Here is a 15678-nt window from a genome sequence, read left to right on the forward strand (position 1 = left end):
CACCCACGTGTTACTCACCCGTTCGCCGCTCGTGTACCCCGAAGGGCCTTACCGCTCGACTTGCATGTGTTAAGCACGCCGCCAGCGTTCGTCCTGAGCCAGGATCAAACTCTCCGTTGAAGACTCTCAATTACGCCCCGAAGAGCGGAATCGGAAGAATTAACCAGAGTCCGAAAACCTTGGCAAGAAAACGCCAGCTCGGAAATTAAGCTGACTAAAAAATGTCCAACCACCCTCACGGGGGGAGAATGATTGGAACCAAATAAAATATTTGGCACTGACATTCATCGACACACTATTGAGTTCTCAAAGAACACACGCACGCACCATCGATCCGAGTTGATCGGATGTCCAGTGAGGCAACTTTTCCAGCCTAGCCCCGAGACTCCGCAGAGTCAAGGACCAGTTTTCAGCTGGAGTGTTCGTGTCCGGCGCTCCTCGTCCAACCTCGTATCCGCTTCCGATTTCCAGCCTCTGAGCTGGGCGTTTCGGTCCCGGTCGGTGTCCGTGTCGCTCTGACCTGGAATAAGTTACGCGGCGGATAACGCGAGGTCAAATCCGCTGGTCGCCAAGGCGTTTGCGCTGGTCAGCCGGTCGGGAAACCGACCGATCGGCCGCCTGGGCCACTGGTTTGTGGCCCAGGTCATGCCGATCTTGTTTGCCTATCAGGCTTTTGCGCGCCGGACACCCGCGAAGTTCTTCTTGCCGCGGCGCAGCACCAACCAGCTGCCGTGCAGGAAGTCGGCATCCGAGGGAGTCCACTCGAGGTCGGACACCTTCTCGTTGTTCACCGACGCGCCACCCTCATTGACGGCACGCCGTGCGGCACCGCGGCTTTCGCACAGTCCGGACTCGACCAGCAGGTCGACGATGGTCGAGGCGGTGGTCGCCTCGGCGACCTTGCCGTCGACCGCGGCCTCGGTCAGCGCCGCCGCCAGCGTCGACTCGTTCAGCTCGCGCAGTTCACCGCGACCGAACAGCGCCTGGCTGGCCAGCTGCACTGAGCGGGTGTGCTCCTCGCCGTGCACCAGCGTCGTCATCTCCGCGGCCAAACGCTTCTGCGCCTCGCGGGCGTGCGGGCGCTCGGCGGTCGTCTTCTCCAACTCGTCCAGTTCCTCCCGCGAGAGGAAGGTGAACCAGCGCAGGTAGCGGACCACGTCGGCGTCGGCCGTGTTCACGAAGTACTGGTACCAGGCGTACGGGCTGGTCATCTCCGGGTCCAGCCAGAGGCTGCCGCCGCCGGTGGACTTGCCGAACTTCTTGCCGTCGGCCGAGGTCACCAGCGGCACGGTCAGCGCGTGCACGTGCTCGCCGTCGACGCGGCGGTTGAGCTCCACGCCCGCGATGATGTTGCCCCACTGGTCCGAGCCGCCGACCTGCAGCGTGCAGCCGTATTCGCGGCGCAGCTGCAGGAAGTCGTTGGCCTGCAACAGCATGTAGCTGAACTCGGTGTAGGACATGCCGTCCGACTCCAGGCGACGCTTGACCGTGTCGCGGGCCAGCATGACGTTCACCGAGAAGTGCTTGCCGATATCGCGCAGGAACGAGACCGTGCTCAGATTGCCGGTCCAGTCCATGTTGTTGGCGATGATGGCCGCGTTGGGGGCGTCGCCGAGGTCGACGAAGCGCTCGAGCTGGGACCGAATGCGGCCCGCCCACTCGGCGACGGTGTCGGTGGAGTTCATGGTGCGCTCGCCGACATCGCGGGGGTCACCGATGAGACCGGTCGCGCCACCCGCGAGCACGATCGGACGGTGGCCCGCCCGCTGGAAGCGCTTGAGCGCCAGCAGGGGAACCAGGTGTCCGGCGTGCAGGGAGGCCGCGGTCGGGTCGAAACCGGCATAGAGGGTGATCGGGCCCTTGGCCGCGGACGCGCGCAACGCGTCCAGGTCGGTGGACTGCGCGATCAGTCCGCGCCAGGTCAGTTCATCAATGATGTCGCCGCTCACGACTCCCTATCTTTCCGCACGTTAATGACGAGGTTGCACAGGCCCGGGTAGTGGAGAAACGACCCCGGCCCGCCGATCGAAGGATCGGCGGGCCGGGCAGCGAATTCGGGTGGATGACCACCGAACGCCCCGAGGCCCGCTGCCGAGTGTCATCGGCAGCGGGCTGGGGGTCTAGCGAATATCGGCGCTCACTTCACCAGGCTGGTGAAGGTGGAGAAGGAGGCGCGGCGCTCGTAGGCGATCCAGGCGAAGACACCGACCAGGATCAGCGGGAAGGGGGCCAGGGCCGGGGCGCCGAGGATGAAGGCCTGGGTGGCGGCGGCGCAGACCATGGTGATGGACAGGCCCGCGGCGGCGGGGCCGGTCAGGCGGCGGACCATGAGGCCGATGCCGCCGGAGACCTCGACCAGGCCGGTGAAGTACATGAACCAGTCGCCGAAGCCGATCTGGTGGAAGATGCGGACGGCGTCGGCCTGGCCCATGAACTTCGGCAGACCCGAGGCGAAGATGAAGAAGAGGCCGAGGACGATCTGCAGGGTCCACAGGACGCGATTGCGGATCTTGCCCGGGGTGGCGGTGGCGGTGGCGACGGTCTGGGTGGCGGCGATGGCGGTCATCTGAATGTCCTTTCGGGGCTTGTCTGTTCGGTGTCGAACTCGCTTGCTCCATAGGACGGAGGCCGTCGCGGAAACTCATCGCCGGTGCGGAGAAATCTTTCGGGCTAGCCGTCGAAGGCGGCCTTCAGCGAGGTCAGGTGCACTCGGCTGGCGGTGGCGGCGGCCTCGGGATCGCGGGCGCGGATGGCGTTGTAGAGGGCTTCGTGCGCATCGTGGTCGGCGGCGGGGCTGCGCATGGGGCGGATGCGGAGCATGTCGATCATGGCGTGGCGCGAGCGCGGGACGAAGGCGTTGAACAGCTCGAGCAGGATGTCATTGTGGGCGGCGGCCACGACGGTGCGGTGGAAGGCGGTGTCGGCGTCGACCAAACCCTCGACGGAGTCACCGCTTTCGGCGCGCGCGGCCAGGGCGCGCAGCATGGAACGCAGGTCGGCGGGGGTGCGGCGGCGGGCGGCCAGGGCCGCGCCCTCGGCCTCGATGGCAATGCGGGCCTCGATGACGGTGACGATGTCGCTGCGGCGCAGGACGGTGTCCCAGTCCTCGGCGGCGTCCAGGGCGGTGACGAAAACGCCCGCGCCCTGGCGACTTTCGAGGACGCCCTTGCCCGCGAGTTCGCGGATGGCCTCGCGCAGGGTGGAGCGGCCGACGCCGAGTTGGGCTGCCAGGGTGGTCTCGCCGGGGAGCCGGTGGCCGAGTTCCCACTCCCCCTCCCGAATTCGGGTCAGCAGCACCTCGGCGGCCTGGGCGGCGAGCGGGTGCCGTTGTACCTGCGCCACTATTCGTCGACCTCTCTACTTGTCTGAGGAGTGAATCCCCTCTAGTCTAGTCCACATGCTTACGGGTGCCCTGCTTCTCCTTCGCCGCCGCGGCGGGGTCTGACCAGACCGGCACCCCGCTAGCGGGCTCGCTGTGCTGCGCCGGTCACCCCTTCCGACGCGAAAGCGAATCGCCGTGAGCACTCCCCCGAACTGGAATCGTCAGCAGCCCTCCGTCATGCCGTCGCATCGGTATCGCGATGTGTACCAACGCGTTTCGGTTCCACTGACCGAACGTGAATGGCCGACCAAGCGGATCACCGCCGCGCCCCTGTGGGTACCGGTGGATCTGCGTGACGGCAATCAGGCCCTGGCCGAGCCGATGGATCCCGCACGCAAGCGGCGATTCTTCGAACTGCTGGTGGCCATGGGCTACAAGGAGATCGAGGTCGGCTACCCCAGCGCCTCGCAGACCGACTTCGACTTCGTACGGCTGATCGGAGCGGAGCGACTGGCTCCCGCCGATGTCACCATCGTCGTATTCACGCCCGCGCGGCGGGATTTGATCGAGCGGACCGTGGAATCTATTCGCGGGATTCCCAATAACGTGGTCATCCACATGTACACCGCCACCGCTCCGACCTGGCGGAATGTGGTGTTGGGCAAGACGCGTGACGAGCTGGCCGAGCTGATCACCGCAGGCGGGCGGGACGTACTGGAGCTGGCGGGTGACATGCCGAATGTGCGATTCCAGTTCTCGCCCGAGGTCTTCATGCTGACCGAGCCGGACTATGTGCTGGACATCTGCGACCGCATGACCACCCTGTGGAACGCCACGCCCGAACGCCCGGTGACCCTGAACCTGCCCGCGACCGTCGAGGTGGCGACGCCCAATGTCTATGCCGACCAGATCGAATACATGCATCGCAATCTGGCCCGGCGCGACAGCGTGATCCTGTCCGTGCACCCGCACAATGACCGCGGCACCGGCGTGGCCTGCGCGGAATTGGCGGTGCTGGCCGGAGCCCAGCGGGTGGAGGGCTGCGTCTTCGGCAATGGCGAGCGCACCGGCAATGTCGATCTGGCGACCCTGGCATTGAATCTGCATGCGCAGGGCGTGGATCCGATGATCGACTTCTCCGATATCGACGCCATCCGCCGCACCGTCGAATACTGCACCCGCCTCCCGGTTCCGGACCGTCACCCCTACGCCGGTGACCTGGTCTACACCGCCTACTCCGGCACGCACCAGGACGCGATCAAGAAGGGCTTCGCCGAACACCGTGAGCGCGCCGCCCGCCTGGGCCGACCCGAGCGCGAAATCCCCTGGGAGGTGCCGTATTTGCCCATCGACCCCGCCGACGTGGGCCGCTCGTACGACGCCGTGATCCGCGTGAACTCCCAGTCCGGCAAGGGTGGCATCGCGTATCTGTTGGAATCCGAATACGGCCTGACCCTGCCCCGCCGCCTGCAAATCGACTTCGCCCGCCACGTGCAGCGGCACACCGACACCACGGGCACCGAGGTGTCGGCGACAACGCTGCGGGAGCTGTTCATCGCCACATATGCGGGCATGGACCCAGACGATGCGATCGAGGTGGAGATTCCTTCTGCGACAACAGAAGAGGCGACCGCGTTCCTGACCGAGCGGGGTTACCCCATCGAGGTGCTGTCGGTGACGACCCAGAGCGTGGCCGCGAACTCCACCCCGACGGGCACGGCCGCGTACGTGGAATATCGTGGCCCCGACGGAGTGGCCTGGGCCTTCGGCGAGGGTGAAACCCCCTCCCGCGCAACGACTGCCGCGATCCGCCGCGCCGCCACGCAGGTACGCGCGACGGTCCCGGCCTGAGCGATTCGCGACACGCCCGACCACCACCCTCCCGTCGCCCAGTCGCCCGATGAGTATGGCCGCGATCAAGATCAGGGAGCTCTTGGTGTGGAGATTCGTCCGAATTCCCTCGCTCAAAGCTCCTTGATCTTGCTTAGGTCACCCAGGGTTCGGGGCTAGCCGAGGACGTCGCCGGGGGTGGTGCCGGTGTCGGGGCCGAGGCGGCGCTCTAGTTCGGCTACTCGGGCCTCAAGGGTTGAGAGGCGTTGGTAGAGGTTGGCTTCGGATGGGGGTGGGGGGTCGTCGCCGGGGGCGTTGCCGAGGGCGGCGATGCGGGCGCGGACGGCGGCTGGTTCGGCGCCGAGGCTGATGAGGATTTGGGGGGCGATGCCCTCGCCCTCCGCCATCAGGGCCAGGAGGATGTGTTCGGGGCCGATGTAGTTGTGGCGCAGGCGCATTGCCTCGCGCAGGGACATCTCCAGGACCTTCTTGGAGCGCGGGGTGAAGGGGATGTGGCCGCTGGGCGGGAGTTTGTCGTGTTCGCCGACGGCCTGGCGGATGCGTTCGCGCACACCGGAGACATCGAGGCCGAGGTCGCCGAGGGCGCGGGCGGCCACCGGGTCGTCGCCGACGAAAACCCCCAGCAGCAGGTGTTCGGTGCCGATCCAATCGTGGCCGAGCAGACGGGCTTCCTCCTGCGCCAGCACGATGGCGCGGCGGGCGGTATCGGTGAACCGTTCGAACATGGGCTTCCACCTCGGGGAGAGCAGTCGATTCACCCACCGTAGTCCTTGCCGGGCGCTATGCGGGGCGATCGAGTTTCGGGGCTCGGGGGCTGCGGCGGTAGGCGGAAACGGCCGGGGAGTTCGGGAGCCAGAGTCGCCAGGGGCGGTCGGCGGCGAGGCTGACGCCGACGCGGGGGCCGGTGGAAATGGCTGCGAGGTCGGTGATTTCGGGGGCCAGCTCGAGGCGGATGGGAGAATTCGCGGCGAAGAGGTGGGTTCCGTAGTCGTCCAGGGTGATTCCGAGGGCGCTGCCGACATTGCCTGGGCCGCGGGCGAGGTCGGCGTCGGTTTTGGCGGCGGGGCGGCGGGCGCGGGCGATGTCGAGGCCGTCGGTGATTTCTCCGGCGCGGATCAGGACGGCGCTGGCGGTGCCGTCGGGTCCGCTGGTTACGTTCACGCAGGTGTGCATGCCGTAGCTGAAGTAGACGTACAGCACGCCGGGCGGGCCGAACATCACGCTGTTGCGGGGTGTGGGTCCGCGATGGGAGTGGGCGGCCGGGTCGGGCCAGGGTCCGGCGGGGTCGCCGCCGTAGGCCTCGACCTCCACGATTCGCATACCGACCGGGCCGGATCGCAGGGTGGCACCGAGCAGTCGGCGCGCGGCGCGCAATGGTTCGACGGCAAGTTCTTCGGCACCCACGCCGACCCATTCTTCCGGAACGCCCTCCCGGCGACGGCGGCGGGAGGGCGCCCGGCTCGAGACGACACTGGCTCGAAGCTGAGACTTAGCGAGCGGACACGGTCACAGCCATTCGGCGACGCCGCCGTGGCCCGAGCAGGTGCCCCGGCGATGCTGGCTGAAGCTGTAGGTGCCGTCCTTGCAGCGCGCGGTGGCCCCGTCCGGCACGGTCGCCGACTGTTCCGGGCGCTGCACGCAGGCGCCGTCGACGTTCTCGTATTCGCTTGCCGCGCACGCGGTCTGAAGAACCGGGACGGCGGTGGCCGGGCCCGCGAGCGCGGTGCTCGCACCGATGAAGGCCGCGGCGGCCCAGGGCAGGATATGTCGCGCCACGCGGCGCGTTGTCTGGCCGATCAATTCGAAATCCCTTGCAGAAAAACGATGCCGAATCGGAAGCGAACGCCCCCGACGAGCGCCGAATACTACGGGACCGCTACGGCCACAACGCCGAATTCCCTACTCGCCGACCGATACACCGGCCGATTCACCATCGGCCCGCCGCTGAATACCGGCCAGTTTGTCCGGATTAACTTGGAAGCGAATGTTTTCGATGTATCCGTCGCGAATATCGTAGGTGAGCGCGCCGATCCGGTAGTCGCCGAGGACGGCGATCAGCCCGAGTTCACCATTGATACAGGCGGATTCGAGTCGCACGCCCGCGCTGGTCGGCTTCGCCATCGCGCCCAGCAGCCAACGCGCCACGTGGTCCGGCCCGAACAACGGCCGCCGCGCCGCGGTCACCTTGCCGCCACCGTCGTTCCACAGCGTCACCTCGGGGGCCAGCAATTCCATGAGCGCGTTGACATCTCCGCCCTGGGCGGCGGCCATGAACTTCTCGGTGATCTCCGTCCGGGTGGACGGGTCGGCGTCGAAACGTGGCCGCCGCGAATGCACGTGATTCTTCGCGCGGTGGGAGATCTGGCGGACGGTCGCCTCGGGTTTGTCCAGGAACCCGGCGATCTCCGCGTGCGAGTAGCCGAAGACCTCCCGCAGCACGAACACCGCGCGCTCGACGGGGTTCAGGGTTTCGAGGACGACCAGCATGGCGGTCGAGACGGTGTCCGCCATTTCGGTCTCCTGTGCCGCGTCGGTCGCGGTGGTGAGCAGGGGTTCGGGCAACCAGGGCCCGACATAGGTTTCGCGGGTGGCGCGCGCGGAGGTGAGCCGGTTGAGCGCCAGATTGGTGACGGTGCGGACCAGGTAGGACTTGGGGTGGGTGACCGAATCCCGGTCCACCTCATGCCATTTGATCCAGGCGTCCTGCAGGACGTCCTCGGCATCGGTGACGGTGCCGAGCATCTGGTACGCGGTGCCGAACAGCAGTCTGCGGTGAGCGACGAAGGGATCGATGTCGCGCGGTTCGGCGGGCGTGGGGTCGTGGTCCAGCATGGGACTCATTCCTACCGTCAATCGCGTCATGCGGTCTCGCGGGTGGCGCGGCCACCGTTCGACAGCTGGGCCTGCATGGTCATGTGCTTGCTCATCTTGAAGGTCGGGACCGGGCTGCCGCTCACCATGGCCTTGTACGCGCAGGCCGCCTTGCCCTTCAGGTACCAGCGGTTCGGGGTGTCGTCGGCATGGGTGAACTGGATGACGGCGTCCTTGCGGCCCAGGCTGACCGGCTGGTGGAAGTAGCCGATTCGGAAGGGCTTCACGGTCTTTCCGCGCAGCCGCTGGGCCAGGGTGTCGGCGGCGTAGGCGGCGCTGGCCATGCCGGTCTGGCAGGTGCCGTGCACCTGGCCCCACGCCATACGGATCGCGGCGGCGTCACCGATGGCGTAGATCTCCGGGTGCGAGACCGAGCGCAGGGTCGGGTCGGTGACGATGAGTCCACGCTCGTCGACGGCGATTCCGGCCTCGGCGGCAAGCGGCGCGACCTTCACGCCGGTGGTCCACAGGGTCAGATCCGAGGCGAGGATCTCGCCGGTGTCCAGGCGTACCGCGTCGGGCAGCACCTTGGTGACCTTCACGCCGACCCTGCGCACGATGCGCAACCGATCGAAAGCGCGCTCGAGGTGGGCGCGGGCCTTGTCACCCATCATGGCGCCGGGCTGCTGCGCGCTGATCAGGGTGACGGTCAGGTTCGGGTGCGCTTCGGCGATCTCGGTGGCGGCCTCGATGCCGGTCAGTCCACCGCCGACCACGGTGACCGTGCCCGCGGCGGTGGCGATCTCGGTCAGTCGCTCCGAGAAGCGGTGTGCCAGGCGGGGATCGTTGAGCGTCCAGGCGTGCTGGTCCGCGCCGGGGACGATCGAGGTGTCGGTGCTGCTGCCGAGCGCGTAGACCAGGTTGTCGTAGGCCAGTTCGGTGGCGTCGTCGAGGGTGACGACGCGGGCCTCGGTGTCGATGGCGAGGGCGGCGGCCCGGTGGAAGACCACGCCCGAGCCGTCGAGGATGGCGGGAATGCGGTAGTCGGCCAGTTCCTGTCCGGCGGCGATCTGGTGCATGCGCAGCCGCTCGGTGAAGCGGTCCGAGGGGTTCACCAGGGTGATCTTCACGTCCAGTTTGCGGGTGCGTCGGGCCAGGCGGATGGCGGCGAGCATGCCGGTGTAGCCCGCGCCGAGAACGACGATTCGCTGGGTGGTGGTGTTGGCGTTCATCTTTGGCTCCGAAGGGTTGTTCCGTGTTGGTCGGGCATGAGACAGGACAGCCCCCGCGAACGTGACAATGCATAGATGTGAACTGGATCACAGTGGAACATTCGGGCCCGGTTACCGGTTGGCATCAGGGTGGCCGGGCCCTCCGGCCTGCGGAAACAGCGTCGGAGTGAGGTGTGATGGCCGTACAGGTCGAGATCTGGACCGATATCAACTGCCCGTTCTGCTACTTGGGCAAGCGGCGATTCGAGGAAGCCCTCGCGGCGTTCCCGCATCGTGACGAGGTGACGGTCGTGCACAAGTCCTTCGAATTGGACCCGACCCTGCCGCGCGATCACAGCGACGCGGTGGTGCCGCACATCGCGGAGAAGTACGGGATCAGCGAGGCGCAGGCCGCGGCCAATGAGCGCGGCATCGGGGCGCAGGCCGAGGCGATGGGATTGACCTACCTGACCTCGGGCCGCGACTTCGGCAATAGCTTCGACATGCATCGGCTGCTGCACTTCGCGCACGAGCAGGGGAAGCAGGAGCAGCTGCTGGATGCGTTGTACGCGGCCAACTTCGCCCAGGAGGAGCCGCTGTTCGGGGATGCCGAGCGGCTGGTCCGGGTGGCGGTGTCGGCCGGATTCGAGGAGTCGGCCGTGCGCGCGGTGCTCGACGACCCGAACGCCTACGCCGACGCGGTGCGCGCCGACGAGGCCGAGGCCGCGCAGTTGGGCGCGCGAGGTGTGCCGTTCTTCGTGCTCGACCGCAAGTACGGGGTCTCGGGCGCGCAGCCGTCGGAGGTGTTCGCCCAGGCGCTCGCGCAGGCGTGGAGCGATCACGCGCCGAAGCTGGCGATGGTGGCCGACGGCGACGCCTGCGGGCCGGACGGATGCGAACTGCCGCAACGGAATTGACGGGTCACCCGCCGCTGCGGTCTCGGTACCGGGCCATCAGGCGGCCGAACGGTGACTCGGCGGGGATCACGTACCAGCTGTCCTCACCAGTTCGGATGGAGATCACATCGTCGGCGATGACGAAGCCGTACGCCACCACGATCAGTACGACGAGCTGTCCCCATGCCACCCAGGCGATTCCGACAGGTGCGGTGGCAAGGACGCAGGCCGCGGCGACCAATCGCCACCACGGGCGGGGCAGGCGCAGCGCCAGCCGGAATGCGCACTGGCCCAACAAGAACAGGGCCACGCCGCCCGAAAGCGACAGTGCCGCGGCCGTGCTCGCGGGCTGGTCGCCGTGCGCGATGGTCATGGCGAGCCCCGCGGCGGTCAGGATGATGCCCAGCAGCAGCACGATGAGCGCGTAGCCGTAGGCGAGTACCGCGGGCCGCACGCGCTGCGCCTCCGGCAGTGCCGCGAGCGCGTGTTCACCGCGTTCGTCGTCGAAGCCGAAATAGGCCCACCACAGGACGTATCCGAGGGTCAGGCCGAGCGCCACGATCGCGACCAGACCCACCGTCAGGTCCTGACCGCTCAGATTGGCGCCGATGGCGACCACAGATTCGCCCAGCGCGATGATGACGACCAGCCCGTGCCGTTCACAGAAGTGACTGGGGCGCACCACGAATCCCTCGGTCCGGACCAGGTTGGGCGAGAGCACCTGCGTGAGGACCGCGATCACCCACAGCAGCGTGCGCATTCGATCCTCGGCGAGGCCTCCGGCCATCACCAGGAGGGCGGAGAGCAAGTTCAACGGCGCGAGACGCAGGATCGCCGAGCTGGCCCCGGCCGATCCCGAGGTCGCGAACATGGCGGAGTGGACGGTGTTCACCAGAAAGTAGGCGAGGCCGAACGCCAGCCCGGAACCCTGGAACGCGCCCGGAATCGAGATGGCCAGGACGAAGAACCCGAACATCCCGACCAACAGAAACGTACGGCGGGAGGTGCTCTTCGGCGCGACCTCATTGGTGAGGTAGACGAATCCGCTGTACATCCACCAGATGATCACGAACATCAGTGCCACATGGCCGAGTTCGACCCAGCCGGGATGGTGGGTGAAGACATGGGTGAGCTGTGTGATGGTGAAAACGAAGACGAGATCGAAGAACAGTTCCAGGGTCGAGACCCGGACCTGCCCGCCCTCCGCCTCGATCTCCGCCGCCGAACCGGACATATCGCTGGTCACGTGCAGAGCGTAGAGCCGACCCCGCTATCCCGCCGCATTCGCCGCGCCCGCACCGACACCCCCGCGCACTCGCGGCCGCCATCCCCCGCATTCGCACCCGCCAACCCCGCGCACGCACACCCGTGCGGACCGATCCGAACGCGGGCGCGAGCCGATCTTGGGCATGGGCACGGTGAAAAATCTGTGACGGGGTGCGGGAGAAGAGCTCGGACCAGGCGATTCGGGCAGGGCGGCGCCTAGGGTGGATTGATGCGGATTCTCGTGGCCGATGACGATCCGGTCGTGCGTGAAGTGGTGCGGCGGTATTTGGAGCGCGATGGGCTCGAAGTGGTGGAGACCGCCGACGGGCCCGCCACCGCGGCGGTGCTGGCGCGCAATGACATCGATCTGGCGGTCTTGGACGTGATGATGCCCGCGCCGGACGGGATCGAATTGACGCGGGCGGTGCGGGCGGGGGCGCATCCGCAGACGCCGATCATTCTGCTGACGGCGCTCGGTGAGGAGGACGACCGGGTGATCGGCTTGCAGGCCGGGGCGGACGATTACGTGACCAAGCCGTTCAGTCCGCGGGAGCTGGCGCTGCGGGTGGCCTCGGTCTTGCGGCGGGCGCATCCGCCGCAGCCGGTCGCCGAGGAGGTGTTGCGCGCGGACGGGATCGAGGTGAATCGGGCCGCGCGGACCGTGGTGGCGGCGGGGATGCCGGTGGAGTTGACCGCCCGGGAGTTCGATCTGCTGGCGTTTCTGCTGGCACATCCGCGGCGGGTGTTCAGCCGCCAGGAGTTGCTGGCCGAGGTGTGGGGGTGGAATTTCGGGGATCTGTCGACGGTCACCGTGCACGTGAAACGATTGCGGGCCAAGCTGGGTGCCGCGCATCGGATCGAGACGGTGTGGGGACGCGGCTACGCGTGGGGGCGGGCCGAACCCGAGCGAGAACCGACAGCGGAGGAGGCGACCGGTGCCGACTGACACACCCGGCCTGATCGGGTACGCCCTGGCGAGCACCCTGCCGGTGGTGGCGGTCGGCGCGCTACTGCTGCGGTACACCCGCAATCGCGCCGTCACCACCAGTCTGGCCGTGCTGGTGCTGATTCCGACGGTGGCCACCCTGTGCGGGGTGGTGGCGGTGAGCGGACTCATGTTCGGGGCCGAATTCGAGCGCACGGCAGTGGTTTTGGCGGTGGTCACCGCCGTCACCGTGCCCGCCGCCGTCGTGTTGGGCCGCGCGCAGGCGCGGGCCATGGTGTGGGAGCGGGAAATGCTCGAGCAGGAGCGCGCCGCCGAACGATCGCGGCGAGAACTGGTGGCGTGGGTGAGCCATGACCTACGGACACCCCTGGCAGGCATTCGCGCCATGGGTGAGGCCCTGGTCGACGGCGTGGTGGCGGAGCCCGGCGAGGTGCAGCGGTACGCGGAACGGATTGTGCGCGAGACGAATCGGCTCTCCTCGATGGTGGACGACCTGTTCGAGATGTCGAAGATCAATTCGGGGGCGCTGCGGCTGGAATTGGAGCCGGTGGACCTGCGCGAGGTCGTCGACGAGGTGCTGGCCGCCAATCAACCCACCGCCGAGCGGGCCGGAATTACGCTGGCCGCAACACAACCCGAGGACAAGCTGGTGGTGGCCGGGAGCGACCGGGCGCTCGGGCGGGTGCTGACCAACCTGGTGGCCAATGCCATCGCGCATACCCCGCCGGGTGGGCGCATCGACATCTCGGCCGGGTCGGCGGACGGGTGGGCGTGGACTCGTGTCGATGACACCGGGCCTGGCATCGCGGAAGCCGATCTGCCGAGGATTTTCGAGGTCGCCTATCGCGGAAGCGCGGCCCGGTCCCCCGGTGCGGGCGAACTCGGCAGCAGCAGCGGGATGGGTTTGGCCATCGCCTCCGGGCTGGTGGCCGCGCAGCACGGGGAGATCAGTGCTCGGAATCGTTCGGACGGTGCGCGTTTCGAGGTGCGGCTGCCATTGCTGGAGTCCGGCGAGCGGATGTGAGCAGGTAGGCGGCCACCCCGGCCCACACGACCGCCAGGCAGACGAGCAGGCCAACCGTGTAATTGCGGTCCAGGATGGTGTCGTTGCCCGGGACCGCGCCCTCCCGGCCGAGCACCGGGATCGCAATGAGCACCAATGCGAGACTGCAGAACGCGCCCACGGCGTAGGCGGGCCACCAGCGTGGCGGGAGCACGGCGTGGCCGAGCGCGCCCAGCAGGGCGGCGGCCGGTCCGAAGACGAGATTCTCGGCGAGGATCGCGCCGATGAACCAGGTGGCGACCGATTTCAGATCGGTGGTGCTCATCTTCAGCAGCAGCTCGACCCCGTAGGCGGCCAGACCGATACCCAACGCGCCCAGCAGGATTCGCATGAAGGTCATGACAGTTCCTCGATCGACTTCAGCCATTTGGTCTGCAGGACGCCCGGGCGGTTCGGGGCGATCAACCGGCACGGATAGCCGTGGTCGAGGGTGAGATCCTCGCCATTGAGCCGCAGCGCGATCAGGGTCGAGGAATCGGTGGCGAAGCCGTGCGGCAGCACCGAGGAGCCGTAGATGCCGGTCGTCTCCAGGGAGACGAAACGGACGTCACCGCCGCCGTATTCGCCCGTTCGGGCCAGCAGATCCCGCAGCCGGACACCGGACCAGTGGCCGGTCGCGCTCCAACCCTCGACGCAGGCGATCGGCAGGACGCTGTCATATTGCGGCATCGCCTCCAGGTCGGCGCGGGAGAAAGCGCGTTGCTGGCCACCAACTTTCACCATCAGTTGGTATTGCGGTGAGCGCGCGGTCTCGGTGACGGCGGCTGCCGCGGCCGTACGGTTGATCGGAACACCTTGCGGGCCTTCACCACTGCGCGGGGCCAGCAGGGAAACCCAGCGCAGGAAGGGCACCGACTGCCCCGCCACGGCCAGACCCGCGACCACGGCCCCGAGCCCCGCGGCGGCGAGAACCGCACGACGTGAGACACCCGCTCGCGGCTCCTCGGGCTCGGTTACTGGACGTGAAAGTGCCTGTCGCACAACCGGAAGCTTCACCGCGAGATGCACGACCACCGCGCCGAACGCCACATAGGCCATAGCGTGATGCGTCGTGGTGAAGAAGAACTTCCACGGATAGAACTGCGCCGTATTGAACAGTCCCGTCACGATCTGGAACAGCACCGCGCCGATGAGCACCGCCACCGAGGCGCGCTCCAACACCTCCGGAAGCGCCCGCCGCACCGACGGTTTCAGGAAGAACCGCGGATACACCGACCACAGCTTCACCAGCAGCAGCGGAATCATCATGACCCCGACCGTCACGTGGGTGCCCTGCGTGACCCGGTAAAGCCACACCGGATGCGTTGGCCACCAGAACCATTCGGGCGGGTGCTGAATCAAATGGCTGATCAGCCCGGTCACGAACAGGATCGTGATGCCCACCCCGAGCGCGATCCCGACGCGCGCCGCCACCGCGGTGGACCGGGCCGAGGACAGCCGTTCGGACAGCGGGGGCGGCAGCAAGAGGGCGGGCCGCCCGACCCCTTCGGACGCGGGGTCGGGCTTCTCCACCGTCGTGACGGCGTCCGCGGCTTCGGTGTCTTCTGAGTGCACCGCGGGCTCCTTTCGAGCGTCGAATCTCAGAGTGGTACAGGCGTTTTCGTGGTCACCAGTTCGGTGACGGTGCGGGCGAAGCGACCCCGGGAGATGGCCGCGACCGCGATGGCGTCGTCGTAGGTGTCGACGTCGGTGAGGGTCGGCAGGGCGTGGACCCGGAAACCGGCATGCCGCAGGGCGGTTTCGGTCAGCTCACCGGTGCGGTCCGTCGACATCGGAATGTCGGTGAGCAGGTGCGCCGGGCGCGGGTCGGTCAGGCCGAGCGCCCACCAGCCGCCGTCGGTGGCCGGACCGAGCACCGTGTCACCGGTGGCGACCAAACGGACGGCCGAGCGGGTGAGCAGGTCGGCGTCGGCCTGCGGGGTGTCCATGCCGATTTGGAGCACGGGCACACCGAAATCGGCGGCGTCGAGGTGGGCATTGGCGAGGCGTTCGCCGAAACTGTCGCCGCGCTGCGGGACCACGGTCACGTCGCGCAGGGCCGCGGCGAGTTCGACGGCGCGTTCGGCGCGGTCGAGGTCGCCGGTCCAGGCCACGATGCGGTGGCGAATACCGCTCTCGCGCACCGCGTCCAGGGTGTCGAGCAGTGCGCAGGCCGCCAGGTAGGCGGCGTCCACGGGCGAGAACTGCGGTGTCAGACGGGTTTTCGCGAAACCCGGAATGGGTGATTTCGCCATGATCAGCAGGGTGGCGGGCACGGTTTCGGCCGCGCCGAGCGGACCCTCCACACCGGGCCGGGGGAACATGATCTCGGT

The 15678-nt window shown here is 67.7% G+C and carries 16 protein-coding genes and 1 rRNA gene; 4 read left to right on the forward strand and 13 right to left on the reverse strand.

Going from position 1 to position 15678, the window contains the following annotated elements; genetic code table 11:
- The 4 genes from VMT40_RS34365 to VMT40_RS34380 form a co-directional block, all read right to left on the reverse strand.
- Positions 1 to 120, reverse strand: a 16S ribosomal RNA gene (locus VMT40_RS34365); the annotation flags it as partial.
- A gap of 545 nt (positions 121 to 665) precedes the next feature.
- Positions 666 to 1949, reverse strand: a complete 1284-nt coding sequence (gene tyrS / locus VMT40_RS34370; RefSeq protein ID WP_326363640.1) for a tyrosine--tRNA ligase — start codon at positions 1947 to 1949, stop codon at positions 666 to 668.
- Positions 1950 to 2137: 188 nt separating this feature from the next.
- The gene (locus VMT40_RS34375) at positions 2138 to 2566 is read right to left on the reverse strand and encodes a DoxX family protein (protein ID WP_326363642.1); all 429 of its coding nucleotides are present in this window, start codon (positions 2564 to 2566) and stop codon (positions 2138 to 2140) included.
- Positions 2567 to 2670: 104 nt separating this feature from the next.
- Complete coding sequence (locus VMT40_RS34380) at positions 2671 to 3345, reverse strand: FadR/GntR family transcriptional regulator (RefSeq protein WP_326364009.1); 675 nt, start codon at positions 3343 to 3345, stop codon at positions 2671 to 2673.
- 214 nt (positions 3346 to 3559) lie between these two features.
- On the opposite strand from VMT40_RS34380, the gene VMT40_RS34385 reads away from it, so the two are divergent.
- Positions 3560 to 5173 carry a 2-isopropylmalate synthase gene (locus VMT40_RS34385; RefSeq protein ID WP_326364011.1) on the forward strand — a complete coding sequence of 538 codons (1614 nt, stop codon included), beginning with the start codon at positions 3560 to 3562 and terminating at the stop codon, positions 5171 to 5173.
- Between the two features lie 155 nt (positions 5174 to 5328).
- On the opposite strand, the gene VMT40_RS34390 is transcribed toward VMT40_RS34385, so the two are convergent.
- The 5 genes from VMT40_RS34390 to VMT40_RS34410 form a co-directional block, all read right to left on the reverse strand.
- Positions 5329 to 5898: a Clp protease N-terminal domain-containing protein gene (locus VMT40_RS34390; RefSeq protein WP_442790104.1), complete on the reverse strand. Its 570-nt coding sequence runs from the start codon at positions 5896 to 5898 to the stop codon at positions 5329 to 5331.
- A 55-nt stretch (positions 5899 to 5953) separates the two neighbouring features.
- Positions 5954 to 6577 (reverse strand): DNA-3-methyladenine glycosylase, encoded by a 624-nt coding sequence (locus VMT40_RS34395; protein WP_326363643.1) that lies wholly within the window; start codon positions 6575 to 6577, stop codon positions 5954 to 5956.
- A gap of 102 nt (positions 6578 to 6679) precedes the next feature.
- On the reverse strand, positions 6680 to 6949 hold the full coding sequence (locus VMT40_RS34400; RefSeq protein WP_326363645.1) for a DUF3761 domain-containing protein: 270 nt from the start codon (positions 6947 to 6949) through the stop codon (positions 6680 to 6682).
- Positions 6950 to 7072: 123 nt separating this feature from the next.
- Positions 7073 to 8005, reverse strand: a complete 933-nt coding sequence (locus VMT40_RS34405; RefSeq protein ID WP_326363647.1) for an RNA polymerase sigma-70 factor — start codon at positions 8003 to 8005, stop codon at positions 7073 to 7075.
- Between the two features lie 26 nt (positions 8006 to 8031).
- Positions 8032 to 9216 carry an NAD(P)/FAD-dependent oxidoreductase gene (locus VMT40_RS34410; protein WP_326363649.1) on the reverse strand — a complete coding sequence of 395 codons (1185 nt, stop codon included), beginning with the start codon at positions 9214 to 9216 and terminating at the stop codon, positions 8032 to 8034.
- Between the two features lie 176 nt (positions 9217 to 9392).
- On the opposite strand from VMT40_RS34410, the gene VMT40_RS34415 reads away from it, so the two are divergent.
- Positions 9393 to 10112 carry a DsbA family oxidoreductase gene (locus tag VMT40_RS34415; RefSeq protein WP_326363650.1) on the forward strand — a complete coding sequence of 240 codons (720 nt, stop codon included), beginning with the start codon at positions 9393 to 9395 and terminating at the stop codon, positions 10110 to 10112.
- Positions 10113 to 10116: 4 nt separating this feature from the next.
- Here the strand turns inward: VMT40_RS34415 and VMT40_RS34420 are convergent, their stop codons facing one another.
- Positions 10117 to 11337 carry a low temperature requirement protein A gene (locus tag VMT40_RS34420; protein ID WP_326363651.1) on the reverse strand — a complete coding sequence of 407 codons (1221 nt, stop codon included), beginning with the start codon at positions 11335 to 11337 and terminating at the stop codon, positions 10117 to 10119.
- A gap of 249 nt (positions 11338 to 11586) precedes the next feature.
- On the opposite strand from VMT40_RS34420, the gene VMT40_RS34425 reads away from it, so the two are divergent.
- Positions 11587 to 12303 (forward strand): response regulator transcription factor, encoded by a 717-nt coding sequence (locus VMT40_RS34425; protein ID WP_326363653.1) that lies wholly within the window; start codon positions 11587 to 11589, stop codon positions 12301 to 12303.
- Positions 12293 to 13327: a sensor histidine kinase gene (locus VMT40_RS34430; protein WP_326363654.1), complete on the forward strand. Its 1035-nt coding sequence runs from the start codon at positions 12293 to 12295 to the stop codon at positions 13325 to 13327. Before VMT40_RS34425 ends, VMT40_RS34430 begins: the two co-directional genes overlap by 11 nt.
- Here the strand turns inward: VMT40_RS34430 and VMT40_RS34435 are convergent.
- The 3 genes from VMT40_RS34435 to VMT40_RS34445 all read right to left on the reverse strand — a co-directional run bounded on the left by VMT40_RS34435 (position 13251) and on the right by VMT40_RS34445 (position 15669).
- Complete coding sequence (locus tag VMT40_RS34435; protein WP_326363656.1) at positions 13251 to 13706, reverse strand: hypothetical protein; 456 nt, start codon at positions 13704 to 13706, stop codon at positions 13251 to 13253. The genes VMT40_RS34430 and VMT40_RS34435 overlap by 77 nt on opposite strands.
- Positions 13703 to 14827, reverse strand: a complete 1125-nt coding sequence (locus VMT40_RS34440) for a molybdopterin-dependent oxidoreductase (RefSeq protein WP_326364013.1) — start codon at positions 14825 to 14827, stop codon at positions 13703 to 13705. The genes VMT40_RS34435 and VMT40_RS34440 overlap by 4 nt, the downstream gene beginning before the upstream one ends.
- 119 nt (positions 14828 to 14946) lie before the next feature.
- Positions 14947 to 15669 (reverse strand): TIGR04282 family arsenosugar biosynthesis glycosyltransferase, encoded by a 723-nt coding sequence (locus VMT40_RS34445; protein WP_442790111.1) that lies wholly within the window; start codon positions 15667 to 15669, stop codon positions 14947 to 14949.
- Between the last annotated feature and the right edge of the window lie 9 nt (positions 15670 to 15678).

Origin of the sequence: Nocardia sp. CDC160 (assembly GCF_035818795.1) — a bacterium.
Lineage (GTDB): Bacteria > Actinomycetota > Actinomycetes > Mycobacteriales > Mycobacteriaceae > Nocardia.